This window comes from Phaeobacter sp. PT47_59, assembly GCF_028890025.1.
Taxonomy (GTDB): Bacteria; Pseudomonadota; Alphaproteobacteria; order Rhodobacterales; family Rhodobacteraceae; genus Phycobacter.
In genome coordinates this window covers 25,366-43,229 of the sequence record NZ_JARCJL010000020.1, presented here as the reverse complement: position 1 = coordinate 43,229, position 17,864 = coordinate 25,366, and the positions used below count along the sequence as shown (strand labels likewise).

Here is a 17,864-nt window from a genome sequence, read left to right as displayed (position 1 = left end):
CCGGGCAATCCCGCTTGCAGCGACGGGCCCACGAGGCCATTGTGTCGCCATGACGACAAGCCCTGCATCCTGCACCCTCCACACAGCCGAAGACACCGCCGCACTGGCGGAAAAGATCGCCGGGGCCGTAGGCCCGGGCGATTGCCTGCTTCTGGAGGGCCCCATTGGCGCCGGAAAGACCCATTTCGCCCGCCATCTGATCCAGTCCTTGCAGGATCCCCCCGAGGATGTGCCCTCTCCCACCTTCACGCTGGTGCAGACCTATGACGTGGCTGCCGGGGAACTCTGGCACACGGACCTGTACCGCCTGACTTCGCTGGACGAGATCGAGGAACTTGGTCTGATCACCGCCTTTGACGAGGCGATCACCCTGGTGGAATGGCCGGACCGGCTGGCCGAGCTGACCCCCGCCCATGCCCTGCATCTGACCTTTGCCCTTGATCCCGACGACGAAAACGCGCGTCAGTTGACGCTCGAATGGGGTGATAAGAAATGGCAGCCCCTGATGGAACGGATCTTGCCATGACAGACAGAACAGAGCTGATTACCACCTTCCTGGAGCAGGCCGGATACGGCAGCTGGACGCGCAGCCCGCTGGCCGGGGATGCCTCCATGCGCCGCTATGAACGGCTCAGTTCAGCGCAGGGGGAGACCCTGGTGCTGATGGATGCGCCACCAGAGAAGGGCGAGGACATCCGCCCCTTTGTCGAGGTGGACAGCTATCTGCGCGCACAAGGCGTCAGCGCACCGGAAATCCTGGCGGAAGATGCGGAAAACGGCTTTCTCTTGACCGAGGATCTGGGCGATGCACTGTTCAGCACTGTCATCCGTGACGACCCGAGCCAGGAAATGCTGCTCTACCGCGCGGCAACCGACCTGCTTCTTGCCCTGCATCGCGCGCCGGTGCCGGATCTCGCCCCGCTTGGCCCGCGTGTGATGGCCGAAATGGCCAGCCTTGTGATGACCTCCTACCGTGCGGGCATCCTGGGAGAGGAGAACGAGGTTCTGACCCATCGGTTCGAGGACCAGTTCGAGGACATCCTGCGCCACAGCGTCAAGGGCGACATGGTCTTCGTACATCGGGATTTTCACGCCCAGAACCTGTTGTGGCTGCCACAGCGAGAGGGCATTGCCCGCGTCGGCGTCATCGATTTCCAGGACGCGCGCACCGGCCATCCGGCCTATGATCTGGTCTCGCTTCTGCAGGACGCGCGTCGTGACGTGCCCGCCGGGGTCGAGATGCAGATGATCGACCACTATATCGAAGCATCCGGCGTTGATGCCTCGGGCTTTCGCACCGCCTATGCCGTGATCGGCGTGCAGCGCAACCTCCGCATCCTTGGCATCTTTGCGCGGCTGTCGCAGGAGATGGGAAAACCGCAGTACCTGGAGCTGATCCCACGCGTCTGGGCGCATGTCATGCGCGGGTTGGAGCACCCGGCCCTGGCAACCCTGTCAGACTGGCTGCGCAACGAATTGCCTGCGCCCAGCGCCGAAAACCTGGATAGGCTCAGATAGATGGACTGCGATCTTCCCCGTTCCGTGATGGTCTATGCGGCCGGTTTCGGCACCCGCATGAAGGCGCTGACCCGTGAGATGCCAAAACCGATGATCCCGGTCGCCGGGCGGCCGCTGATCGACCACACGCTGGATCTCGCCCGCGCGGTTGATCCCGAGCGTATCGTCGTCAACACCCACTACAAGGCTGCGATGCTGCAGGATCACCTGGCGCCGCAGGGTGTTCTGATCAGTGATGAACAGCCCACGATCCTGGATACCGGCGGCGGGCTTCGCCATGCGCTGCCGCTCTTGGGCGATGGGCCGGTCTATACCTCAAACTCGGACGCGATCTGGGCCGGGCCCAACCCGTTTCAGATGCTGCGCGCCGCCTGGGATCCGGTCCGGATGGATGGTCTAATGCTTTGCTTGCCACTGGCCCGCGCGGTCGGGCGCCAAGGTGGCGGCGATTTCTCGGCCGATGACACGGGGCGTATTTCATGGAGCGGCGATCTGGTCTGGGGCGGGGTTCAGATCATCAAGACAAACGGGTTGCATGCCATCGATGAGGCCGCCTTCTCCACCCGCCTGCTGTGGAACCCTATGATCGAAGCCGGGCGCCTGGTGGCCCTGGAATACCCCGGTCACTGGTGCGATGTGGGCCATCCCGAAGGCATCACCCTGGCCGAACAAATGCTGGCAGGTGCGCATGTTTGAGAGCCAAGACAAGCCCCGCGTCTTTGCTCTGCCCTGCGGCGTCGATTTCCCACGCGCGCTGGTCGATGGGCTGATCGCCCGCAGCGCGGGCCAGCCCCCCGAGGCGCTGGCCCGCGCCGAGGTGATCGTCAACACCGCTCGGATGCAGCGGCGGGTGCGTAGCCTGTTCGATGCCGGTCCCACATTGCTGCTGCCGCGCCTGATGCTGCTGACCGATCTGGCCCAGCGCGCGGCGCGCAGCGGTCTGCCCCCGGCCCTGCCCGCCCTGCGCCGCAGGTTGGAACTCTCACAGCTGATCGCCAAGCTGCTCGATGCGCAGCCGGATCTGGCCTCTCGCGCCTCGCTTTACGATCTCTCCGACAGCCTGGCGACGCTTTTTGATGAAATGCAGAGCGAGGGCGTCAGCACGGACATCATCCGCAATCTGGACGTTTCCGACCTCTCCGATCACTGGTCGCGGGCGCAGCAGTTCATTGCCATCGCCGATGAATTCGTGGACCGCACCGATGACGCCATGGATAAGGAAGCCCGGCAGCGGCAGGTGGTGCTGAGCCTGATCGAACAATGGCAAATCGCCCCGCCGCAGCACCCGGTGATCCTTGCCGGCTCCACCGGATCGCGCGGCACCACCCTAATGCTGATGGAGGCGATCGCCCGCCTGCCCCAGGGCGCCGTGGTGCTGCCCGGGTTCGATTTCGACCAGCCGGACCGCGTCTGGGCGGGGCTCGACGATCCGCTGATATCGGAAGATCACCCGCAGTACCGCTTCTACAAGCTGATGAAGGATCTGGAGCTGTCGCCCCGTGATGTGCAGCCCTGGACCATGGACAGCCCGCCTTTCCCGGCGCGCAACCGGATGGTTTCTCTGGCGCTGCGCCCGGCGCCCGTCACCGACGCCTGGATGAGCGAGGGACCAAGCCTGACCGATCTCGACCACGCCACGGATACGGTGACGCTGGTGGAGGCCCCAAACCCGCGGGCCGAAGCGCTCACCATCGCGCTGCGCCTGCGCCAGGCTGCCGAAGACGGGCAGAGTGCCGCCCTGATCACACCCGACCGGATGCTGACGCGGCAGGTTTCGGCCGCTCTCGATCGCTGGGACATCCTGCCAGACGATTCCGCCGGCCAGCCTCTGCAACTGTCACCACCCGGCCGCTTCCTGCGCCATGTGGCAGAGCTGTTCTGTCACGAATTAACACCGGACAGGCTGCTGACACTTCTGAAACACCCGCTGACCCATGACGGACCAGAGGCCGCACGCGGGGAACATCTGCGCCACACCCGCGACTACGAGTTGCACCTGCGCCGCAATGGTCCTCCCTTTCCCGATGCAGACAGCTTTGCCGCCTATGCCGCCGCGCATGAGTTGATGCCCGGCTGGGCCGATTGGCTGAGTGAACATTTCGCCGCTCAGACCGTCTTTGGCACCTTGCCCCTGACGGATTGGATCACCCGCCTGCGTGCACGCGCCGAGGGCATCGCCACGGGCAGTCAGGCAGATGGCAGTGGCACCCTCTGGGACAAGAAGGCGGGACAGAAGGCGCTAGAGGTTATTACCGATCTCGAAGACAACGCCCATTACGGCGGCGAGATGACTGCGCGCGACTTTGCCGATCTCTTGGGTGCGCTTCTGGCACAAGGAGAAGTGCGCGACCGCGATGCGCCCTATGGCTCGATCATGATCTGGGGCACGCTGGAGGCCCGGGTGCAGGGCGCCGATCTGGTCATCCTTGCGGGCCTCAAAGAGGGCAGCTGGCCCGAGGCTGCCAGCCCCGATCCCTGGCTCAATCGCCAGATGCGCCACAAGGCAGGGCTATTGCTGCCCGAGCGGCGCATCGGTCTGTCGGCGCATGACTTCCAGCAAGCCGTCGCCGCGCCCGAGGTCTGGCTGACCCGCGCCGTGCGATCCGAAGAGGCCGATACCGTGCCGTCGCGCTGGCTCAACCGGATGCAAAACCTGCTGCGTGGCCTGCCGGATCAGGGCGGACGTGCAGCATTAGACGCCATGCGCGCCCGTGGTCAGATCTGGCTGGACTGGGCATCGGCGCTAGAGGTACCACTGCCAAGCGATCCGGCCCAGCGCCCTGCTCCACGCCCGCCAGTTGCGGCCCGCCCGCGACAGCTGTCGATCACGGAAATCCCGAAGCTGATCCGCGACCCCTATGCGATCTACGCCAAACACGTGCTGCGCCTGAAACCGCTGGACCCCTTGATGCGCGAACCCGATGCACTGCTCCGAGGCATCGTGGTGCACAAGGTCTTCGAGGATTTCATCCGCGACAGCCGTGACAACCCAGATCTGCTGACTCCTGAGATCCTGATCGAACGCACCCGCGCCCAATTGCAGGCCGAGGTTCCCTGGCCCGTCGCCCGCAGCCTGTGGCTGGCCCGGATCGCCCGCATCGCCGAAAGCTTTGTTGCCGGTGAGCAGACCCGACGCGCCGCCGCGCTCCCCTCGGGGTTTGAAAAGAAGGGCACGGTGCGCCTGGATCCGCTGGATTTCCACATCACAGGACAGGCGGACCGGATCGACGTGGACGCGCGCGGTTGCCTGCATCTGTTCGACTACAAGACCGGTGATCCGCCGACCGATAAACAACAGCGCTCCTTTGACAAGCAGCTGTTGATTGAGGCCGCCATGGCCGAACAGGGCGCCTTTGCAGACTATGGCGCGGCGCGGGTGGAGCGCGCTGTGTTCATCGGCCTGAAATCCCCGATCAAGGAGGTGCCCGCCCCGCTGGCCGATGAACCTCCGGCCAAGGTCTGGTCCGAACTCAAGACGCTGATCGAGGCCTATTTCGACCCTGCGCAGGGATATAGCAGCCGCCGCATGGTGCACCGGGACGATTTTGCCGGGGATTACGATCATCTGGCACGCTACGGCGAATGGGATCGCAGTGACATGCCCAAGCCGGAGGATCTGACATGAGCGCTCCCCGCGATGCGGCCTCAGAGGCGCAGTTTCGCGCCGCGCGGCCCGATTCCTCCACCTGGCTGGCGGCCAATGCCGGATCGGGCAAGACCAAGGTTCTGACCGACCGGGTGGCGCGGCTTTTGCTGAAGGGCGTGCAGCCACAGCACATTCTGTGCCTGACCTACACCAAGGCCGCCGCCAGCGAGATGCAGAACCGCCTGTTCCAGCGTCTGGGCGAATGGGCGATGCTCGAGGATGTTGAGCTTGCCAATTCGCTGAATGATCTCGGCGCGGGCGATGTGGCCCATGGCGAGGGGCTGGCGCAGTCGCGCACGCTCTTTGCCCGCGCGATCGAAACGCCCGGCGGGCTCAAAATCCAGACGATCCATTCCTTCTGTTCCTCCCTGTTGCGCCGCTTCCCGCTCGAGGCCGGCGTCAGCCCACAATTCGCCGAGATGGAAGACCGCGCCGCCACGCTGTTGCGCGGCGAAATCGTGGAGGACATTGCCAAGGGGCCAGAGGCGCATCTGGTCGATGCACTCGCCCGCCACGTGGCGGGCAGCGATTTCGACGAGCTGACCGCCGCCATCTGTCAGCGCCGCGCCGAGTTTGCAGACCCCCTGGACCGCGCGGGCCTGCTGAGGCTCTTCGACCTGCCCGAACAGTTTGACGCCGCCACACTGGAAGCCTTGGTGTTCCTTGGCGGTGAGGCTGACCTGCTGACCCGCACCCGCGAAATGCTGGCGACAGGCGGCACAAACGATCAGAAGGCCGCCGCGAAATTGGCCGGGATCGGCACGCCCTCTATCGAAGATTTGCCCGTGTTAGAGTCTGTTTTCCTGACAGGCGCCAGCGCCAAAGAGCCGTTTACCGCCAAGATCGGCAGCTTCCCGACCAAGAAGCTGCAAAAGGACAATCCCGACCTGATGGATCGGCTTGAACCCTTCATGCTGCGGGTGGAGGATGCCCGCGCCAAACGGCTCGCCTTGATGGCGGCGGATAAATCCGAGGATCTGCACGCCTTTGCTTCCGTGTTCCTGCCGGAGTACGAGCGCCGCAAACAGCTGCGCGGATGGCTCGACTTTGATGATCTGATCCTGAAGGCCCGGGGCCTTTTGAACGATCCGGCGGTGGCGGCCTGGGTGCTCTATCGCCTGGATGGCGGCATCGACCATATCCTGGTGGACGAGGCGCAGGACACCAGCCCGGTGCAATGGGATGTGATCGAGAAACTGGCGCAGGAGTTCACCTCCGGTGCCGGGGCGCGCTCCGAGGTGGAGCGCACGATCTTTGTCGTCGGCGACAAGAAACAGTCGATCTATTCCTTTCAAGGCGCCGACCCGGATGCCTTTGACCGGATGCAGCAAGAGTTCGGGCAGCGTCTGGCCGAAACCGGCGCTGGCCTTCAGAACGCGGCGCTGGAGTTCTCCTTCCGCTCCTCGGCGGCGATCCTGAAACTGGTGGATCTGGTATTTCAGGACTTTCCCCGCGCAGGATTTCACAAGGACTCGCTGCACCGCGCCTTCAAATCCGACCTGCCGGGGCGGGTGGATCTTTGGCCTGCGGTGGACAAGCTGGACGAGGAAGAGGATCGCGACTGGACCGATCCCGTGGACCGGCCTGGCGCACGCCATCACACGGTGATCCTGGCCGAACGGATCGCCCGTGAGATCAAGCGGATGATCGATCAAAAGGTCACCATCCCCGAAGACGGCCCCACGCGCGGAACCTTCCAGCGCCGCCCGGTGCATGCAGGCGATTTCCTGATCCTGGTGCAGCGCCGGTCCGAGCTGTTTTCCGAGATCATCCGCGCCTGCAAGGCAGCCCGCCTGCCCATCGCCGGGGCCGACCGGCTGAAGGTGGGCGCGGAACTGGCGGTGAAGGATATCGCCGCGCTTTTGTCCTTCCTGGCAACACCCGAGGATAACCTGTCGCTGGCCGCCGCGCTGAAGTCGCCGCTGTTTGGCTGGTCCGAGCAGAGGCTGTTCGACCTTGCTCATCGCCGCAAACCGGGCAGCTATCTTTGGACGGCCCTACGGGAGCGGGCGGCAGACTTTCCCGAGACGATGGAGATCCTCGACGATCTGCGCGGGCAGACAGATTTCCTGCGCCCCTATGACCTGATCGAACGGGTTCTGACCCGGCACAAGGGGCGGCAAAAACTGCTCGGCCGTCTGGGCCCCGAAGCGGAAGACGGGATCAACGCGCTTTTGTCTCAGGCACTGGCATACGAGCGCACGGATATTCCCAGCCTCACCGGGTTCCTTGTCTGGATGCAGACGGATGATCTGGAGATCAAACGCCAGATGGGCGCGGCTGGCGATATGATCCGGGTGATGTCAGTGCATGGCTCCAAGGGACTGGAGGCGCCGATCGTGATCCTGCCTGACACCGCCAAACGCAAGCCGCCCATGGATGCCGAAATCATGGTGGCCGAGGGCGCGCCGCTGTGGCGGGTGCCGAAGGATCAAATGCCAGCAGCCATGGGGGCCGCCCGCGAGGCCGCGCAGGAAAAGCAGCGCAACGAACGGCTGCGGCTGTTGTATGTGGCTCTGACACGGGCTGAGAAGTGGCTGATCGTCGCCGGCGCCGGGGAGCTGTCGAAAGAGGGCGATAGCTGGTACCAGATGGTCGAAGGCGCCCTGCGGACCGGCGGCGGGGTCGAGGCCGATATGCCGGGCGGACCGGGCCTCAGGATGCAGCATGGCGATTGGGACGGGCTGGAGCTGGTCCATCGCGATGCGCCCGAAACCAAAGCGGTTTCCCTCCCGGATCTGTTCACGCGCCCTGCGCCCGCCTATGTGGCGCCCGAGGCGACCCTCAGCCCATCGGAGCTAGGCGGCGCCAAGGCCCTGCCCGGCGATCTGGGGCTGGAGGAAGAGGCCGCCAAGGCGCGCGGAACCGCCCTTCACCTGCTATTGGAACATCTGCCGGGCCAGCCCGAGGAAACCTGGCCCGCTCTTGCACAGGCGCTGCTGAACGGGGCTGAGATCGCCGAGACCCTTCTGGATGAGGCCAGCGCCGTGCTGCGCAATCCCGATCTTGCCCATGTGTTTGCACCGGAAACGCTCGCCGAGGTGCCTGTCACCGCCGCTATCGATGGGGTGCGCCTGCATGGGGTGATCGACCGGCTGATCGTCGGGGCCGACAGGGTTCTGGCAGTGGATTTCAAATCCAACGCCACCGTGCCGCAAACCCTGGCCGCCTGCCCTGAAGGATTGCTGCGGCAAATGGGCGCCTATGCCCTGGCGCTGGCGCAGATCTACCCGGAGAAAACCGTGGAAACCGCCCTGCTATGGACGCGCAATGCGACCCTCATGCCCCTGCCGCACGATCTTGTGACTGCGGCCTTTGCGCGGCGCGGGGAACCTTGACGAGTCCTTAAGCCCTACCTAGGTTCTGCAGCAAGTTGCCATTCATCTCAGGAGACATGAGCATGTCCACCGTAGCCGTCACCGACGAAACATTTGACGCCGAAGTCAAGAACTCCTCCGTTCCCGTAGTGGTGGATTTCTGGGCCGAATGGTGTGGTCCCTGCAAGCAGATCGGCCCCGCTCTGGAAGAGCTGGCCGCCGAATACGGCGACAAGGTGAAGATCGCCAAGGTCGATGTGGACAGCAACCCGAACTCTGCCGCCGCCATGGGCGTGCGCGGCATTCCGGCGCTGTTCATCTTCAAGGACGGTCAGGTTGTGTCCAACCGCGCCGGCGCCGCCCCCAAGGCCGCGCTGCAAAGCTGGATCGACGACAGCATCTGATCCCGCCTTTGAAGGTACGGATTTTCAAGGGGCGCCCAAGGGGCGCCCCTTTTCCTTGGCACTTGCCCATCGATCGAAAACATGTGCTTCGCTATTTCGACGTGCGGGAAAACACCATCTTCTGGTTGGCCAGCTTGTCCTGATCCCCGACCCAAGCGTAGCACAGCAGCGACGGGTTATGTTCGGCCACGGTGATGCGATGAAGCTGCCCCGGCGGGTTGAAGATCAAGGACCCCGGCGCATAGACGCCCTGGTCGTTTTCCGAAACGGCACCAGACAGGCAGATATAGCTTTCCGAGATCCCGTCATGGGCATGGGCAGGATAGGTGCATCCCGGCGCAAACAGCACCAATCCCAGGATCACCTCGTCGGTCATCACCGGGCCGGTGGGGCCGGCCAGTTCGGCATAGGCATATCTGCGCTCCAGCCCACGCGGCACCTTTTCATAGCCGTATTGCCAGACCAGATGGTCGCGCACGGCTTCGATCGCGCGGATAAAGGCGCCGTGACGTTCCTGCCGCCCATTGTCGAGCGCCCGCTGCAAATGCGCCGTCACCGGTTTGTCGACACTGGCACCGGCGCGCACTTCGGCATTGGATTTCAGAACCCGGCTGATCCGCTCGCGAACCATGCGCTGGTGGGCGCGGATCTTGACGCTGCCACCGGCCGACAGGCGACGATAGAGCTCGTAGAAGTCCCTGAGGAGATATTCCCATTCAGGGCATTCCCTGAGACGTGTCTGATCTGTCATGCCCCTGTCCCCTTTGTTGGCCTGCGCCAAACATGTCATCCGAGTTCACCGCCTCTATCTTCGGCGCGACGGCCTGGTGTCGCATTCGGAACCCAAAGCACTTCCGACCCTTTCCTCCGTTCTCCATTCCCGGCAAAGTGAGTGCAAAGAACAGGAGGATCCTCATGGCCAAAACCCGGGTATTGGTGGAGTTCGGCATGGGCACTTCCCTGCGCCGCGCCGATTACACCGAAGCGGCGAAACGTGCGATCAGGGATGCGCTGTGGCACAACTCGGTCAATATGGCCGAGCTGTTCGATTTCCCGAAGGAAGCGATGATCATCGATGCCGAGATCGGCGTGCAAGAGCCCGATCAGGTCGATGCAGAGGCCCTGAAAGAGATCTTCCCCTATGGTCGCCCCGATATCCGCATCAGCAAGGGCGGCCTTGATATCGACAAACCCGGCGGTGGCAAGACTGTCATCGCCAATGCCGCCGTGATCGTCTCGTTCCAGATGGAGGCCGTGTGATGGCAGACAAACGCATCATCCTGGAAATGGGTGCCGGCAACGACCTGTACGGTCAGGATTACACCAAGGCAGCCCGACGGGCGGTGCAGGATGCGCTGCATCATTCCTCGATCACTCTGTTTTCCGAACTGGGGATCGATCACAGTGAAATGCGGGTCGAGGTCACCATCGGTGTGCAAAACCCTGAAGCCGTGGATTGCGATCTGGTCGCCTCCGATCTGCCGCGCGGGCGGGCAAGGGTGCGGGCCGTGTTTGGCGGGCTGGATGTGGCGGGCGCGGATGGCAAGGCGCCGCATGTGATCGCCACGGCAGCTGTGGAAGCCTGGCTGCCGGATCAGGCGGGGCGTTTTCGCTGGTCGGAGTAGACCCCTACAATAGCGAAAAGCCGCCCTGGGATGGACGGCTTTACTAGCGATAAGATGTCATTGGAAAGTCTGCCTGTCAGATCTTTGCAATGTCGTCGCGGGTCAGACCGATATCGGTCAGCTGGGCGTCGCTCAGACGGGACAGAGCGCGGCGGGTGATGCGGGCTTCGCGCGCGTCACGGAATGCGGATTTTGCGTTGAGGACAGTATCCACCACGCGCAGAACGGCAACAGCGCCGAGCGGTGCATGGATGTTTGCAGTTGTGGCCATGTGAAGGCTCCTGAAATAGCGAAACCGGCCCCATGCCGGTTCTGAGGCCCATGTAGGAAACCAATGTGAGTCTCACAATTGCCGGTTTTACAGCCCCGATCTGCGTGTGATGCATAACAAATGAACAGTTTGTTAACTTTTGCCCCAGCACCCCCCTGCGCGATACGCCCAGATACAAGGTTGAGCATGCCGCCCCCAGCGCCCATATATGCTGCAACGAGATTGGAGGCGCATATGGCAGACGACCAGTTCCCCGGATGGCACGGGACCACCATTATCGGTGTCAAGAAAGACGGGCTTGTGGTGATTGCCGGCGATGGGCAGGTCTCTTTGGGGCAGACCGTGATCAAGGGCAGCGCCCGCAAGGTGCGCCGCCTGTCGCCGGGCGGCTATGATGTGGTGGCGGGCTTTGCCGGGTCAACCGCCGATGCCTTTACCCTGCTGGAGCGTCTTGAAGCCAAGCTGGAAGCCACCCCTGGCCAACTGGCCCGCGCCAGTGTGGAACTGGCCAAGGACTGGCGCACCGACAAGTACCTGCAAAAACTCGAAGCGATGCTCATCGTGACAGATGGCACCGACCTGTTGGTGATCACCGGGGCCGGCGATGTGCTAGAACCGGAACATGATGTGGCCGCCATCGGATCGGGGGGCAACTTTGCCCTGGCCGCCGCGCGCGCCATGATGGACAGCGACAAATCCGCCGAAACCGTTGCCCGTGAAGCCATGGCGATCGCCGCGGATATCTGCGTCTATACCAACGGTAACCTGACGGTTGAAACCATCGGGGCGGGTCACTGAGGTGTCGGACATCGACCGCAACGACCTGCGCGCCGCAGTTGGCTCGGGCCTGTTGAGCGAGGCCCAGGCGGCCTCGCTGCTGGCCCTGGCCCAAAGCCGCAAGGGCGCGCGGGAGAACCTCGCCGAAGGTGATGAGCCGTTTGAGCTGTTCAAGGGCTTCAACGAGATCTTCATCGTCATCGGCCTGTTGATCCTGGCCTCGGGCTGGGCGGCGGTCACAGCAACCAATCTGGCGGTCAGCGTCGGTGGCTATCAGGGCAAGACCGTCACCGCTGCCATCCTGGGTGCCGCGGTGCTTTGGGCCCTGTCCGAGTATTTCATCCGCCGCCGCCGCATGGTGGCCCCGGCGATTGCCCTGTCGATCCTATGGGCCTTAAATGCCGGGATGGGGCTGACAGCGCAGTTTTCCCAGCCCTTCATGATGGCACAGTCGGATTACTCCAGCATGCAACTGCCCATCGCGCTTTGCACCGGGGCGATTGCGATCTACTGGCTGCGGTTCAAGGTGCCCTTTGCCATGGCGCTGATCGCGCTTGGTGTCTTTGCGCTGGCGCTGTTGATGGGGGCGATCCGCATGGGGACCCCTGCGGATATCGGCGAATTCTTCCTGCTGTCCGCCTCTGGTCCCTTTGCCTGGATCACGCTGCTGGTGGGGCTTGCGGTCTTCATCGTTGCGATGGTCTTTGACATGAGCGATCCGCACCGGGTCACCCGCCGCTCGGCCCAGGGGTTCTGGCTGCATGTAGTGGCGGCCCCTGCCCTGGTGAACACCATCGCGCTCAGCCTGCTGGAAAACGGCAGCAACGGCGCGCATCTGCTGCTTCTGGCGGTGCTGGTCGGTTTTGCCTTTGTCGCCATCGTGATCGACCGGCGGTCCTTCCTGATCGCCGCCATCGGCTATAGCGTGACGCTGGCAGGCACCGTCTTCGATGGCGAAGGCGCTGCTTCCACCATCCTGGTGCTCGGCGTCTTCCTGGTGGCGCTGGGGGCCTTCTGGACCCGCATTCGCGCCGCGCTTCTTTCACCCTTGTCCGGGCTGGTGCCGCTGGATCGGCTGCCGCCCTCTCATTGATACGGGACTATACATGACTGACCTCACCCCCCGCGAAATCGTTTCCGAACTGGACCGATTCATCATCGGCCAGAAAGAGGCCAAGCGCGCCGTTGCCGTCGCCCTGCGCAACCGCTGGCGGCGCAAGCAGTTGGGCGATGACCTGCGCGACGAAGTCTATCCCAAGAACATCCTGATGATCGGCCCCACCGGCGTCGGCAAGACCGAGATCAGCCGCCGCCTGGCGAAACTCGCCCGTGCGCCTTTCATCAAGGTCGAGGCCACCAAGTTCACCGAAGTGGGTTACGTGGGCCGCGACGTGGAGCAGATCGTGCGGGACCTGGTGGATACCGCAATCCTGCAGACCCGTGAATTCATGCGCGAAGATGTGAAGGCCAAGGCCCATAAGGCGGCCGAGGATCGCGTCATCACCGCCATTGCCGGCGCCGAAGCCCGCGAGGGCACCCGCGAGGTGTTCCGCAAGAAACTGAAATCCGGTGAACTGGATGACACGGTGATCGAGCTGGAGGTCACCGATACCTCGAACCCGATGGGTGGCATGTTCGACATTCCCGGCCAGCCGGGCAGCCCCATGGGCGGCATGATGAACCTCGGGGATCTCTTCGGTAAGGCCATGGGCGGGCGCACAGTAAAGAAACGCCTCACCGTCGCCGAAAGCTACGAGGTGCTGATCGGCGAAGAGGCGGACAAGCTCTTGGACGATGAAACGGTCACCCGCACCGCGCTGGAATCGGTTGAACAGAACGGCATCGTCTTCCTGGATGAGATCGACAAGGTCTGCGCCCGCTCGGACGCGCGCGGCGGCGATGTCAGCCGCGAAGGCGTGCAGCGGGATCTGCTGCCGCTGATCGAGGGCACCACCGTCAGTACCAAACATGGGCCCGTAAAGACCGACCATATCCTGTTCATCGCCTCCGGCGCCTTCCATATCGCCAAGCCTTCGGACCTGTTGCCGGAACTGCAGGGCCGTCTGCCGATCCGGGTCAACCTGCGCGCGCTCAGCGAAAAGGACTTTATCCGCATCCTGACCGAGACCGACAATGCGCTGACCCGTCAGTACACCGCACTGATGGGCACCGAAGAGGTCAAGGTTACCTTCACCGAGGACGGCATCGCGGCCCTGGCCAAGATCGCCGCCGAGGTCAATCAGGCGGTGGAAAACATCGGGGCCCGGCGTCTTTACACGGTGATGGAGCGGGTCTTTGAGGAACTGTCCTTTACCGCACCGGACCGGGCCGGCGAGGCGATCACCGTGGACGCAAGGTTCGTCACCACAAACCTTGGCGAGTTGAGCCGGTCAAACGATCTCAGCCGCTACGTGTTGTAAACAGCAAGCAACCCGTAATTTCTGATCTATGCCGCTTGGAACCGGGCGGCATACATCCTATCCATGGTCCTGTTTGGTTTTGGACGGCGCAGATGCGGTATTTTCGGGTATTTCTCTATCTATTCCTGCTGGGCGCAGCGGCCTGCACGCCGCGCCCCTATTCGCCCACCATGCCCGAGGCGCTGGAGGTCGGCACACCAAAAACGGTCTTTGCCGCAACCATCCGCGACCCCCGCCCCGAGGGAGGGTTCGGGGTCGGGCGAACCGACGGCTATCACCTGCTGGAGCTGACGGTGTCGATCCCGCCGGAGCGCAAGCCGGGGCAGCTCATCTTCGGCGGCGAGGCCCCCGATCCCAACCGCGAGTTCACCATGGCCGCGCGCCGGGAATTCGACAGTCCCGCCGCGTTCTCGGCGCGGATAGATCATGAGCTGCAGCAGTTTGCGCCGGATGAGCGCGATATCACCCTCTTTGTGCATGGGTTCAATTCCACCCAGTCCGAAACCGCCTTTCGTGCCGCCCAGCTCACTCATGATATCGGCGTGCCGGGTGTCACCGTAGTCTATTCCTGGCCCAGCCTCGCCAGCCCGTTGGGCTATGCCTATGACGCCGACAGCGTGATGTTCGCGCGGGACGGCTTGGAGCGTCTTCTCAAGGACCTGAGTCGCACCAAGGCCCGGCGCGTGGTTCTGGTGGCGCATTCGATGGGGTCGATGCTGGCCATGGAGGTCCTGCGGCAGATCGAGATTGAAACGCCGGGCTGGGCACATAGAAATCTTGAAGGCGTCATCCTGATGTCGCCGGATCTTGACCTGGATGTGTTCAAAAGCCAGATGAGCCGTATCGATCCGGTGCCGCAGCCCTTCCTTGTTTTTGTGTCCCGCAAGGACAAGATCCTGACCCTGTCACAGCGCCTGCGCGGAACGCACAGTCGCTCGCGGCTTGGCAATCTGGCCTCGGTGGAAGAACTGAACACCCTGCCGATCAGCATCATCGATACAACCGCCTATGCGGATACGGCGGATTCCGGCCATCTGGTTGCAGGCACCTCCCCTGCCCTGCTGACCATCCTCAGTGCCGCCCGCGCAACAACGCAGGCCTTTGAGCGCGGCGGGCTTGTCTTCAACACCATCCTGCCGCCCCCCGTGGTCGAGGAAAAGCGCGTCAAGGATCTGTCGCTTGTACGGCTGGTTGACAGCCCGCGTTAAGCCGAGGCTCAGGACCCATTAATCCTACGCCACTGGCGCCAAATCCACGAGATATCAGGGGTTTGGCGCGCGCCGTGCATATGGCTCTATTCGCAAGCGTGACAAGCCACTGAGATGAAGTGGATTTGACGTCCTTCGGATTGGACGGAATTTCCGCCTGCTTGCCTCTCAATGCTTTGAAATAGAACCACTATTGCGGCAGCATTGCTCGTGAGCAGACAGTAATTCTGTCAAACCAGTGGCGTAGGATTAATGGGTCCTTAGCCTAACGACTGCGGCGCAGGTAGATGTAATAGGCGCCCTCTCCTCCGTGGCTGATGTGAGCCGGTGTCACCTGCAACACGGCCTGCGCCAGCGGGGGCAAGGCCAGCCATTGCGGCACCCGGTGGCGCAGCACGCCGCGCGGTGTCGGGATCGGTCCAGGCTCGTCCCGGTCCTTGCCCTTGCCGGTCACCACCAGCACCAACCGCTTGCCTGAGGCCTGCGCCGTGAGGATGAACCGCGTCAACGCCGGATGCGCCGTATCGACACGCATCCCGTGCAGGTCAAGCTTGCCCTCGGGGCGCAGCTTGCCGCGCTTCATCCGGCGATAGGCTTTTTCATCCATCTGCACGGGTGCTCTGGACAGGGACTGCGCAACCGGTGCCTTCAGATCGTGTTTGCCCGGTTTTCCCTGCGCCCGGCTGCCAATGCGAAACCCCTCGATCTGCGGTGCGGCATGGGCATGCGGGGTCTTCTTCGGCTTGGGTTTGGGCAGCGGCAGGTCCGGCGGCGTCGAATGACTGCCCGGATGCAGCTGCTCTGCATGTTTCACGACCTTGTGCCACAGGTCGATTTCTTCCGAAGTCAGCTTGCGGCGGGTCATCAGTAGCCTTCCGGCAGCATGGCATAGGCACGCTGGATCGGCAGCAGAACCACCATCCGCCCCGGATCGCGCAACCGGCCGGCCGCCTGTCCGGCTTCGTCTCCGGTGCCAAAGAAGATATCGGCGCGCTGCGCGCCCTTGATCGCCGACCCGGTATCCTGGGCAATCATCAAACGCCGCAGCGGCGATTCACCATCCTTTTCCACCCAAACCGGCGCCCCAAGAGGCGTGTACTTCGGATCGACCGCGATGCTGCGCATCGCCGTGACAGACCGGTTCATTGCCCCAAGCGGCCCATCGGTGGCGCGCACCCGGCGCACTTCGCGAAAGAACACATAGGACGGGTTGTGCAGCAAGAGTTCATGACCGGCGACCGGGTTGCGCCTGACCCAGGCCTTGATAACCTGGGCACTGACCTGATGCGCCTTGTAGATGCCTCGACGCACCATTTCCGCGCCAACCGAGCGATAGGGATGCCCGTTGGCACCGCCATAACCGACCCGGACGGTAGAGCCATCTTGCATGCGGATCCGACCAGAACCTTGTATTTGCAGAAAGAACAGCTCTACCGGATCATCGACCCAGGCAATCTCAAGTCCACGGCCATCCATCACACCGCTGGTCAGGATGTCACGGCGCGGCAGCCAAAGATCGGTCCGGCGCGCTTCCTGGGGCATGCGGTAGACAGGGTAGCGAAACCGGCCCGTCGGATAGCGGGAGCCATCCAGCTCCGGTTCGAAATATCCGGTGAACAGCGCGGTGTCCGCCCCATCCTGGATCAGCACGGGACGAAAGAACAGTTCGAAAAACCGCCGCGCCGCATCCGGTGTTTCGGATTGGGCTTGTGATTGAGCCAAGGCGCAAAGGCTTTGCCAATCGGGATCGTCCAGATCGGCGCAGGTGCCCAGGAATACCTCCAGGGCCTCGGCGTGATTGTCCTCTTCCCAGCCCTGAAGCTGGGAGAAGTTCAGCAGGGAATAGGCAGTCTCGCCGGTTGCGCCCGAGGCGGTCATGGCAGCGCCAAGAATGGCTGCTGCCCGCAATGCCGCCCGGAGCGCACCAATCATGCGTCCGTAGCCACCAGTTGCCAGTTCGGATCGCTTGCGCCCATGGCGCGGGAGAAGGTCCAGGTGTCCTTCAGGCGCTTGATGGCCTTGGGGTCGCCCTCGACGATCTCACCCTCCGCGTTGCGCACCACCGAAGTCATCTCGGCAACGAACCGCATGGTGATTTCGGCAGTACGGGTCGCCTCGTCAAACCGGGCGTCCTCGACCGCGGTTTCCCGCACGCCGATGAATTCGGCCTCGATGGTCAGCCCCTGATCCTCGCGCTGTGCCACGGCATCGACAAAGCTTTCATAGACATCTTCGGCCAGGAAGGGCTGGATCTCATCGAGATTGCCGTTTTCAAAGCCCATCAGGATCATCTCATAGGCACCGCGCGCGCCTTGGACGAAATCCTGAACCTGGAAGGAGGACTCGGTCCGTTTCATCGCGGCAAGGGCCTCCGCCTGTGGCGAGCCTTCGGCGACGTAATCGATGATATCGCGGTCGGGGCCGCCTTCGATCACCTCGAACCCCGGGCGTCGTTTCTCGGCCGCAGGCATCTGCGGCGGCGTTGGCTTTTCGAACCCGTCACGGGTGCCCAGGACGCTTTTCAGGCGCAGGATCAGGAAGACGGCAATGCCGGCCAAAACCAAAATCTGAATCAAGGGCGACTCCATGTGAACCTCTTGCTAGGCAACCAAGCCTTGTTTGAAACCAAAGCGGACTGCTCTTATGTAGGTGACGGGTGGGGCCAAGTCCACCATCCA

At 63.2% G+C, this 17,864-nt stretch carries 17 protein-coding genes; 12 read left to right on the top strand and 5 right to left on the bottom strand.

From position 1 onward, the window contains the following. The first annotated feature begins 49 nt into the window (after positions 1 to 49). From tsaE to trxA, 6 genes are all read left to right on the top strand, one after another. Positions 50 to 526 carry a tRNA (adenosine(37)-N6)-threonylcarbamoyltransferase complex ATPase subunit type 1 TsaE gene (tsaE, locus tag PXK01_RS16350; protein WP_274860892.1) on the top strand — a complete coding sequence of 159 codons (477 nt, stop codon included), beginning with the start codon at positions 50 to 52 and terminating at the stop codon, positions 524 to 526. Next, positions 523 to 1,518 carry an aminoglycoside phosphotransferase family protein gene (locus PXK01_RS16345; RefSeq protein ID WP_274860891.1) on the top strand — a complete coding sequence of 332 codons (996 nt, stop codon included), beginning with the start codon at positions 523 to 525 and terminating at the stop codon, positions 1,516 to 1,518. Before tsaE ends, PXK01_RS16345 begins: the two co-directional genes overlap by 4 nt. Beyond that, entirely contained in the window at positions 1,519 to 2,214 is a 696-nt protein-coding gene (locus PXK01_RS16340; protein WP_274860889.1) for a nucleotidyltransferase family protein, read from the top strand. Then, positions 2,207 to 5,143 (top strand): double-strand break repair protein AddB, encoded by a 2,937-nt coding sequence (gene addB, locus PXK01_RS16335; protein ID WP_274860888.1) that lies wholly within the window; start codon positions 2,207 to 2,209, stop codon positions 5,141 to 5,143. Before PXK01_RS16340 ends, addB begins: the two co-directional genes overlap by 8 nt. Continuing rightward, a complete protein-coding gene (gene addA / locus PXK01_RS16330) occupies positions 5,140 to 8,502 on the top strand; it encodes a double-strand break repair helicase AddA (RefSeq protein ID WP_274860887.1) in 3,363 nt (1,120 codons plus the stop codon). Before addB ends, addA begins: the two co-directional genes overlap by 4 nt. A 62-nt stretch (positions 8,503 to 8,564) precedes the next feature. Beyond that, positions 8,565 to 8,885: a thioredoxin gene (gene trxA / locus PXK01_RS16325; protein WP_274849474.1), complete on the top strand. Its 321-nt coding sequence runs from the start codon at positions 8,565 to 8,567 to the stop codon at positions 8,883 to 8,885. Positions 8,886 to 8,976: 91 nt separating this feature from the next. On the opposite strand, the gene PXK01_RS16320 is transcribed toward trxA, so the two are convergent. Next, positions 8,977 to 9,636: a dimethylsulfonioproprionate lyase family protein gene (locus PXK01_RS16320; RefSeq protein WP_274849475.1), complete on the bottom strand. Its 660-nt coding sequence runs from the start codon at positions 9,634 to 9,636 to the stop codon at positions 8,977 to 8,979. A 164-nt stretch (positions 9,637 to 9,800) separates the two neighbouring features. On the opposite strand from PXK01_RS16320, the gene PXK01_RS16315 reads away from it, so the two are divergent. Together PXK01_RS16315 and PXK01_RS16310 are read left to right on the top strand one after the other, a co-directional pair. Continuing rightward, complete coding sequence (locus PXK01_RS16315; RefSeq protein WP_274849476.1) at positions 9,801 to 10,145, top strand: Lin0512 family protein; 345 nt, start codon at positions 9,801 to 9,803, stop codon at positions 10,143 to 10,145. Next, positions 10,145 to 10,510: a Lin0512 family protein gene (locus PXK01_RS16310; RefSeq protein ID WP_274860886.1), complete on the top strand. Its 366-nt coding sequence runs from the start codon at positions 10,145 to 10,147 to the stop codon at positions 10,508 to 10,510. The genes PXK01_RS16315 and PXK01_RS16310 overlap by 1 nt, the downstream gene beginning before the upstream one ends. A 76-nt stretch (positions 10,511 to 10,586) precedes the next feature. Here PXK01_RS16310 and PXK01_RS16305 read toward each other — a convergent pair whose 3' ends face one another. Next, positions 10,587 to 10,781 carry a DUF1127 domain-containing protein gene (locus PXK01_RS16305; protein ID WP_274849478.1) on the bottom strand — a complete coding sequence of 65 codons (195 nt, stop codon included), beginning with the start codon at positions 10,779 to 10,781 and terminating at the stop codon, positions 10,587 to 10,589. A gap of 234 nt (positions 10,782 to 11,015) precedes the next feature. On the opposite strand from PXK01_RS16305, the gene hslV reads away from it, so the two are divergent. From hslV to PXK01_RS16285, 4 genes are all read left to right on the top strand, one after another. Next, entirely contained in the window at positions 11,016 to 11,579 is a 564-nt protein-coding gene (gene hslV, locus PXK01_RS16300; protein WP_274849479.1) for an ATP-dependent protease subunit HslV, read from the top strand. A gap of 1 nt (position 11,580) precedes the next feature. Next, complete coding sequence (locus PXK01_RS16295) at positions 11,581 to 12,651, top strand: hypothetical protein (protein WP_274860885.1); 1,071 nt, start codon at positions 11,581 to 11,583, stop codon at positions 12,649 to 12,651. A 13-nt stretch (positions 12,652 to 12,664) separates the two neighbouring features. Further along, the gene (gene hslU, locus PXK01_RS16290; RefSeq protein WP_274849481.1) at positions 12,665 to 13,978 is read left to right on the top strand and encodes an ATP-dependent protease ATPase subunit HslU; all 1,314 of its coding nucleotides are present in this window, start codon (positions 12,665 to 12,667) and stop codon (positions 13,976 to 13,978) included. Positions 13,979 to 14,070: 92 nt separating this feature from the next. Then, on the top strand, positions 14,071 to 15,186 hold the full coding sequence (locus PXK01_RS16285) for an alpha/beta hydrolase (protein ID WP_274849482.1): 1,116 nt from the start codon (positions 14,071 to 14,073) through the stop codon (positions 15,184 to 15,186). Between the two features lie 265 nt (positions 15,187 to 15,451). On the opposite strand, the gene PXK01_RS16280 is transcribed toward PXK01_RS16285, so the two are convergent. The 3 genes from PXK01_RS16280 to PXK01_RS16270 are packed head-to-tail and all read right to left on the bottom strand — an operon-like array spanning position 15,452 to position 17,774. Further along, positions 15,452 to 16,051, bottom strand: coding sequence for a Smr/MutS family protein (locus tag PXK01_RS16280; protein ID WP_274849483.1), 600 nt, complete (start codon positions 16,049 to 16,051; stop codon positions 15,452 to 15,454). Then, positions 16,051 to 17,118: a murein transglycosylase A gene (gene mltA / locus PXK01_RS16275; RefSeq protein WP_274849484.1), complete on the bottom strand. Its 1,068-nt coding sequence runs from the start codon at positions 17,116 to 17,118 to the stop codon at positions 16,051 to 16,053. The genes PXK01_RS16280 and mltA overlap by 1 nt, the downstream gene beginning before the upstream one ends. After that, complete coding sequence (locus PXK01_RS16270; protein ID WP_274849485.1) at positions 17,115 to 17,774, bottom strand: Tim44/TimA family putative adaptor protein; 660 nt, start codon at positions 17,772 to 17,774, stop codon at positions 17,115 to 17,117. The genes mltA and PXK01_RS16270 overlap by 4 nt, the downstream gene beginning before the upstream one ends. Between the last annotated feature and the right edge of the window lie 90 nt (positions 17,775 to 17,864).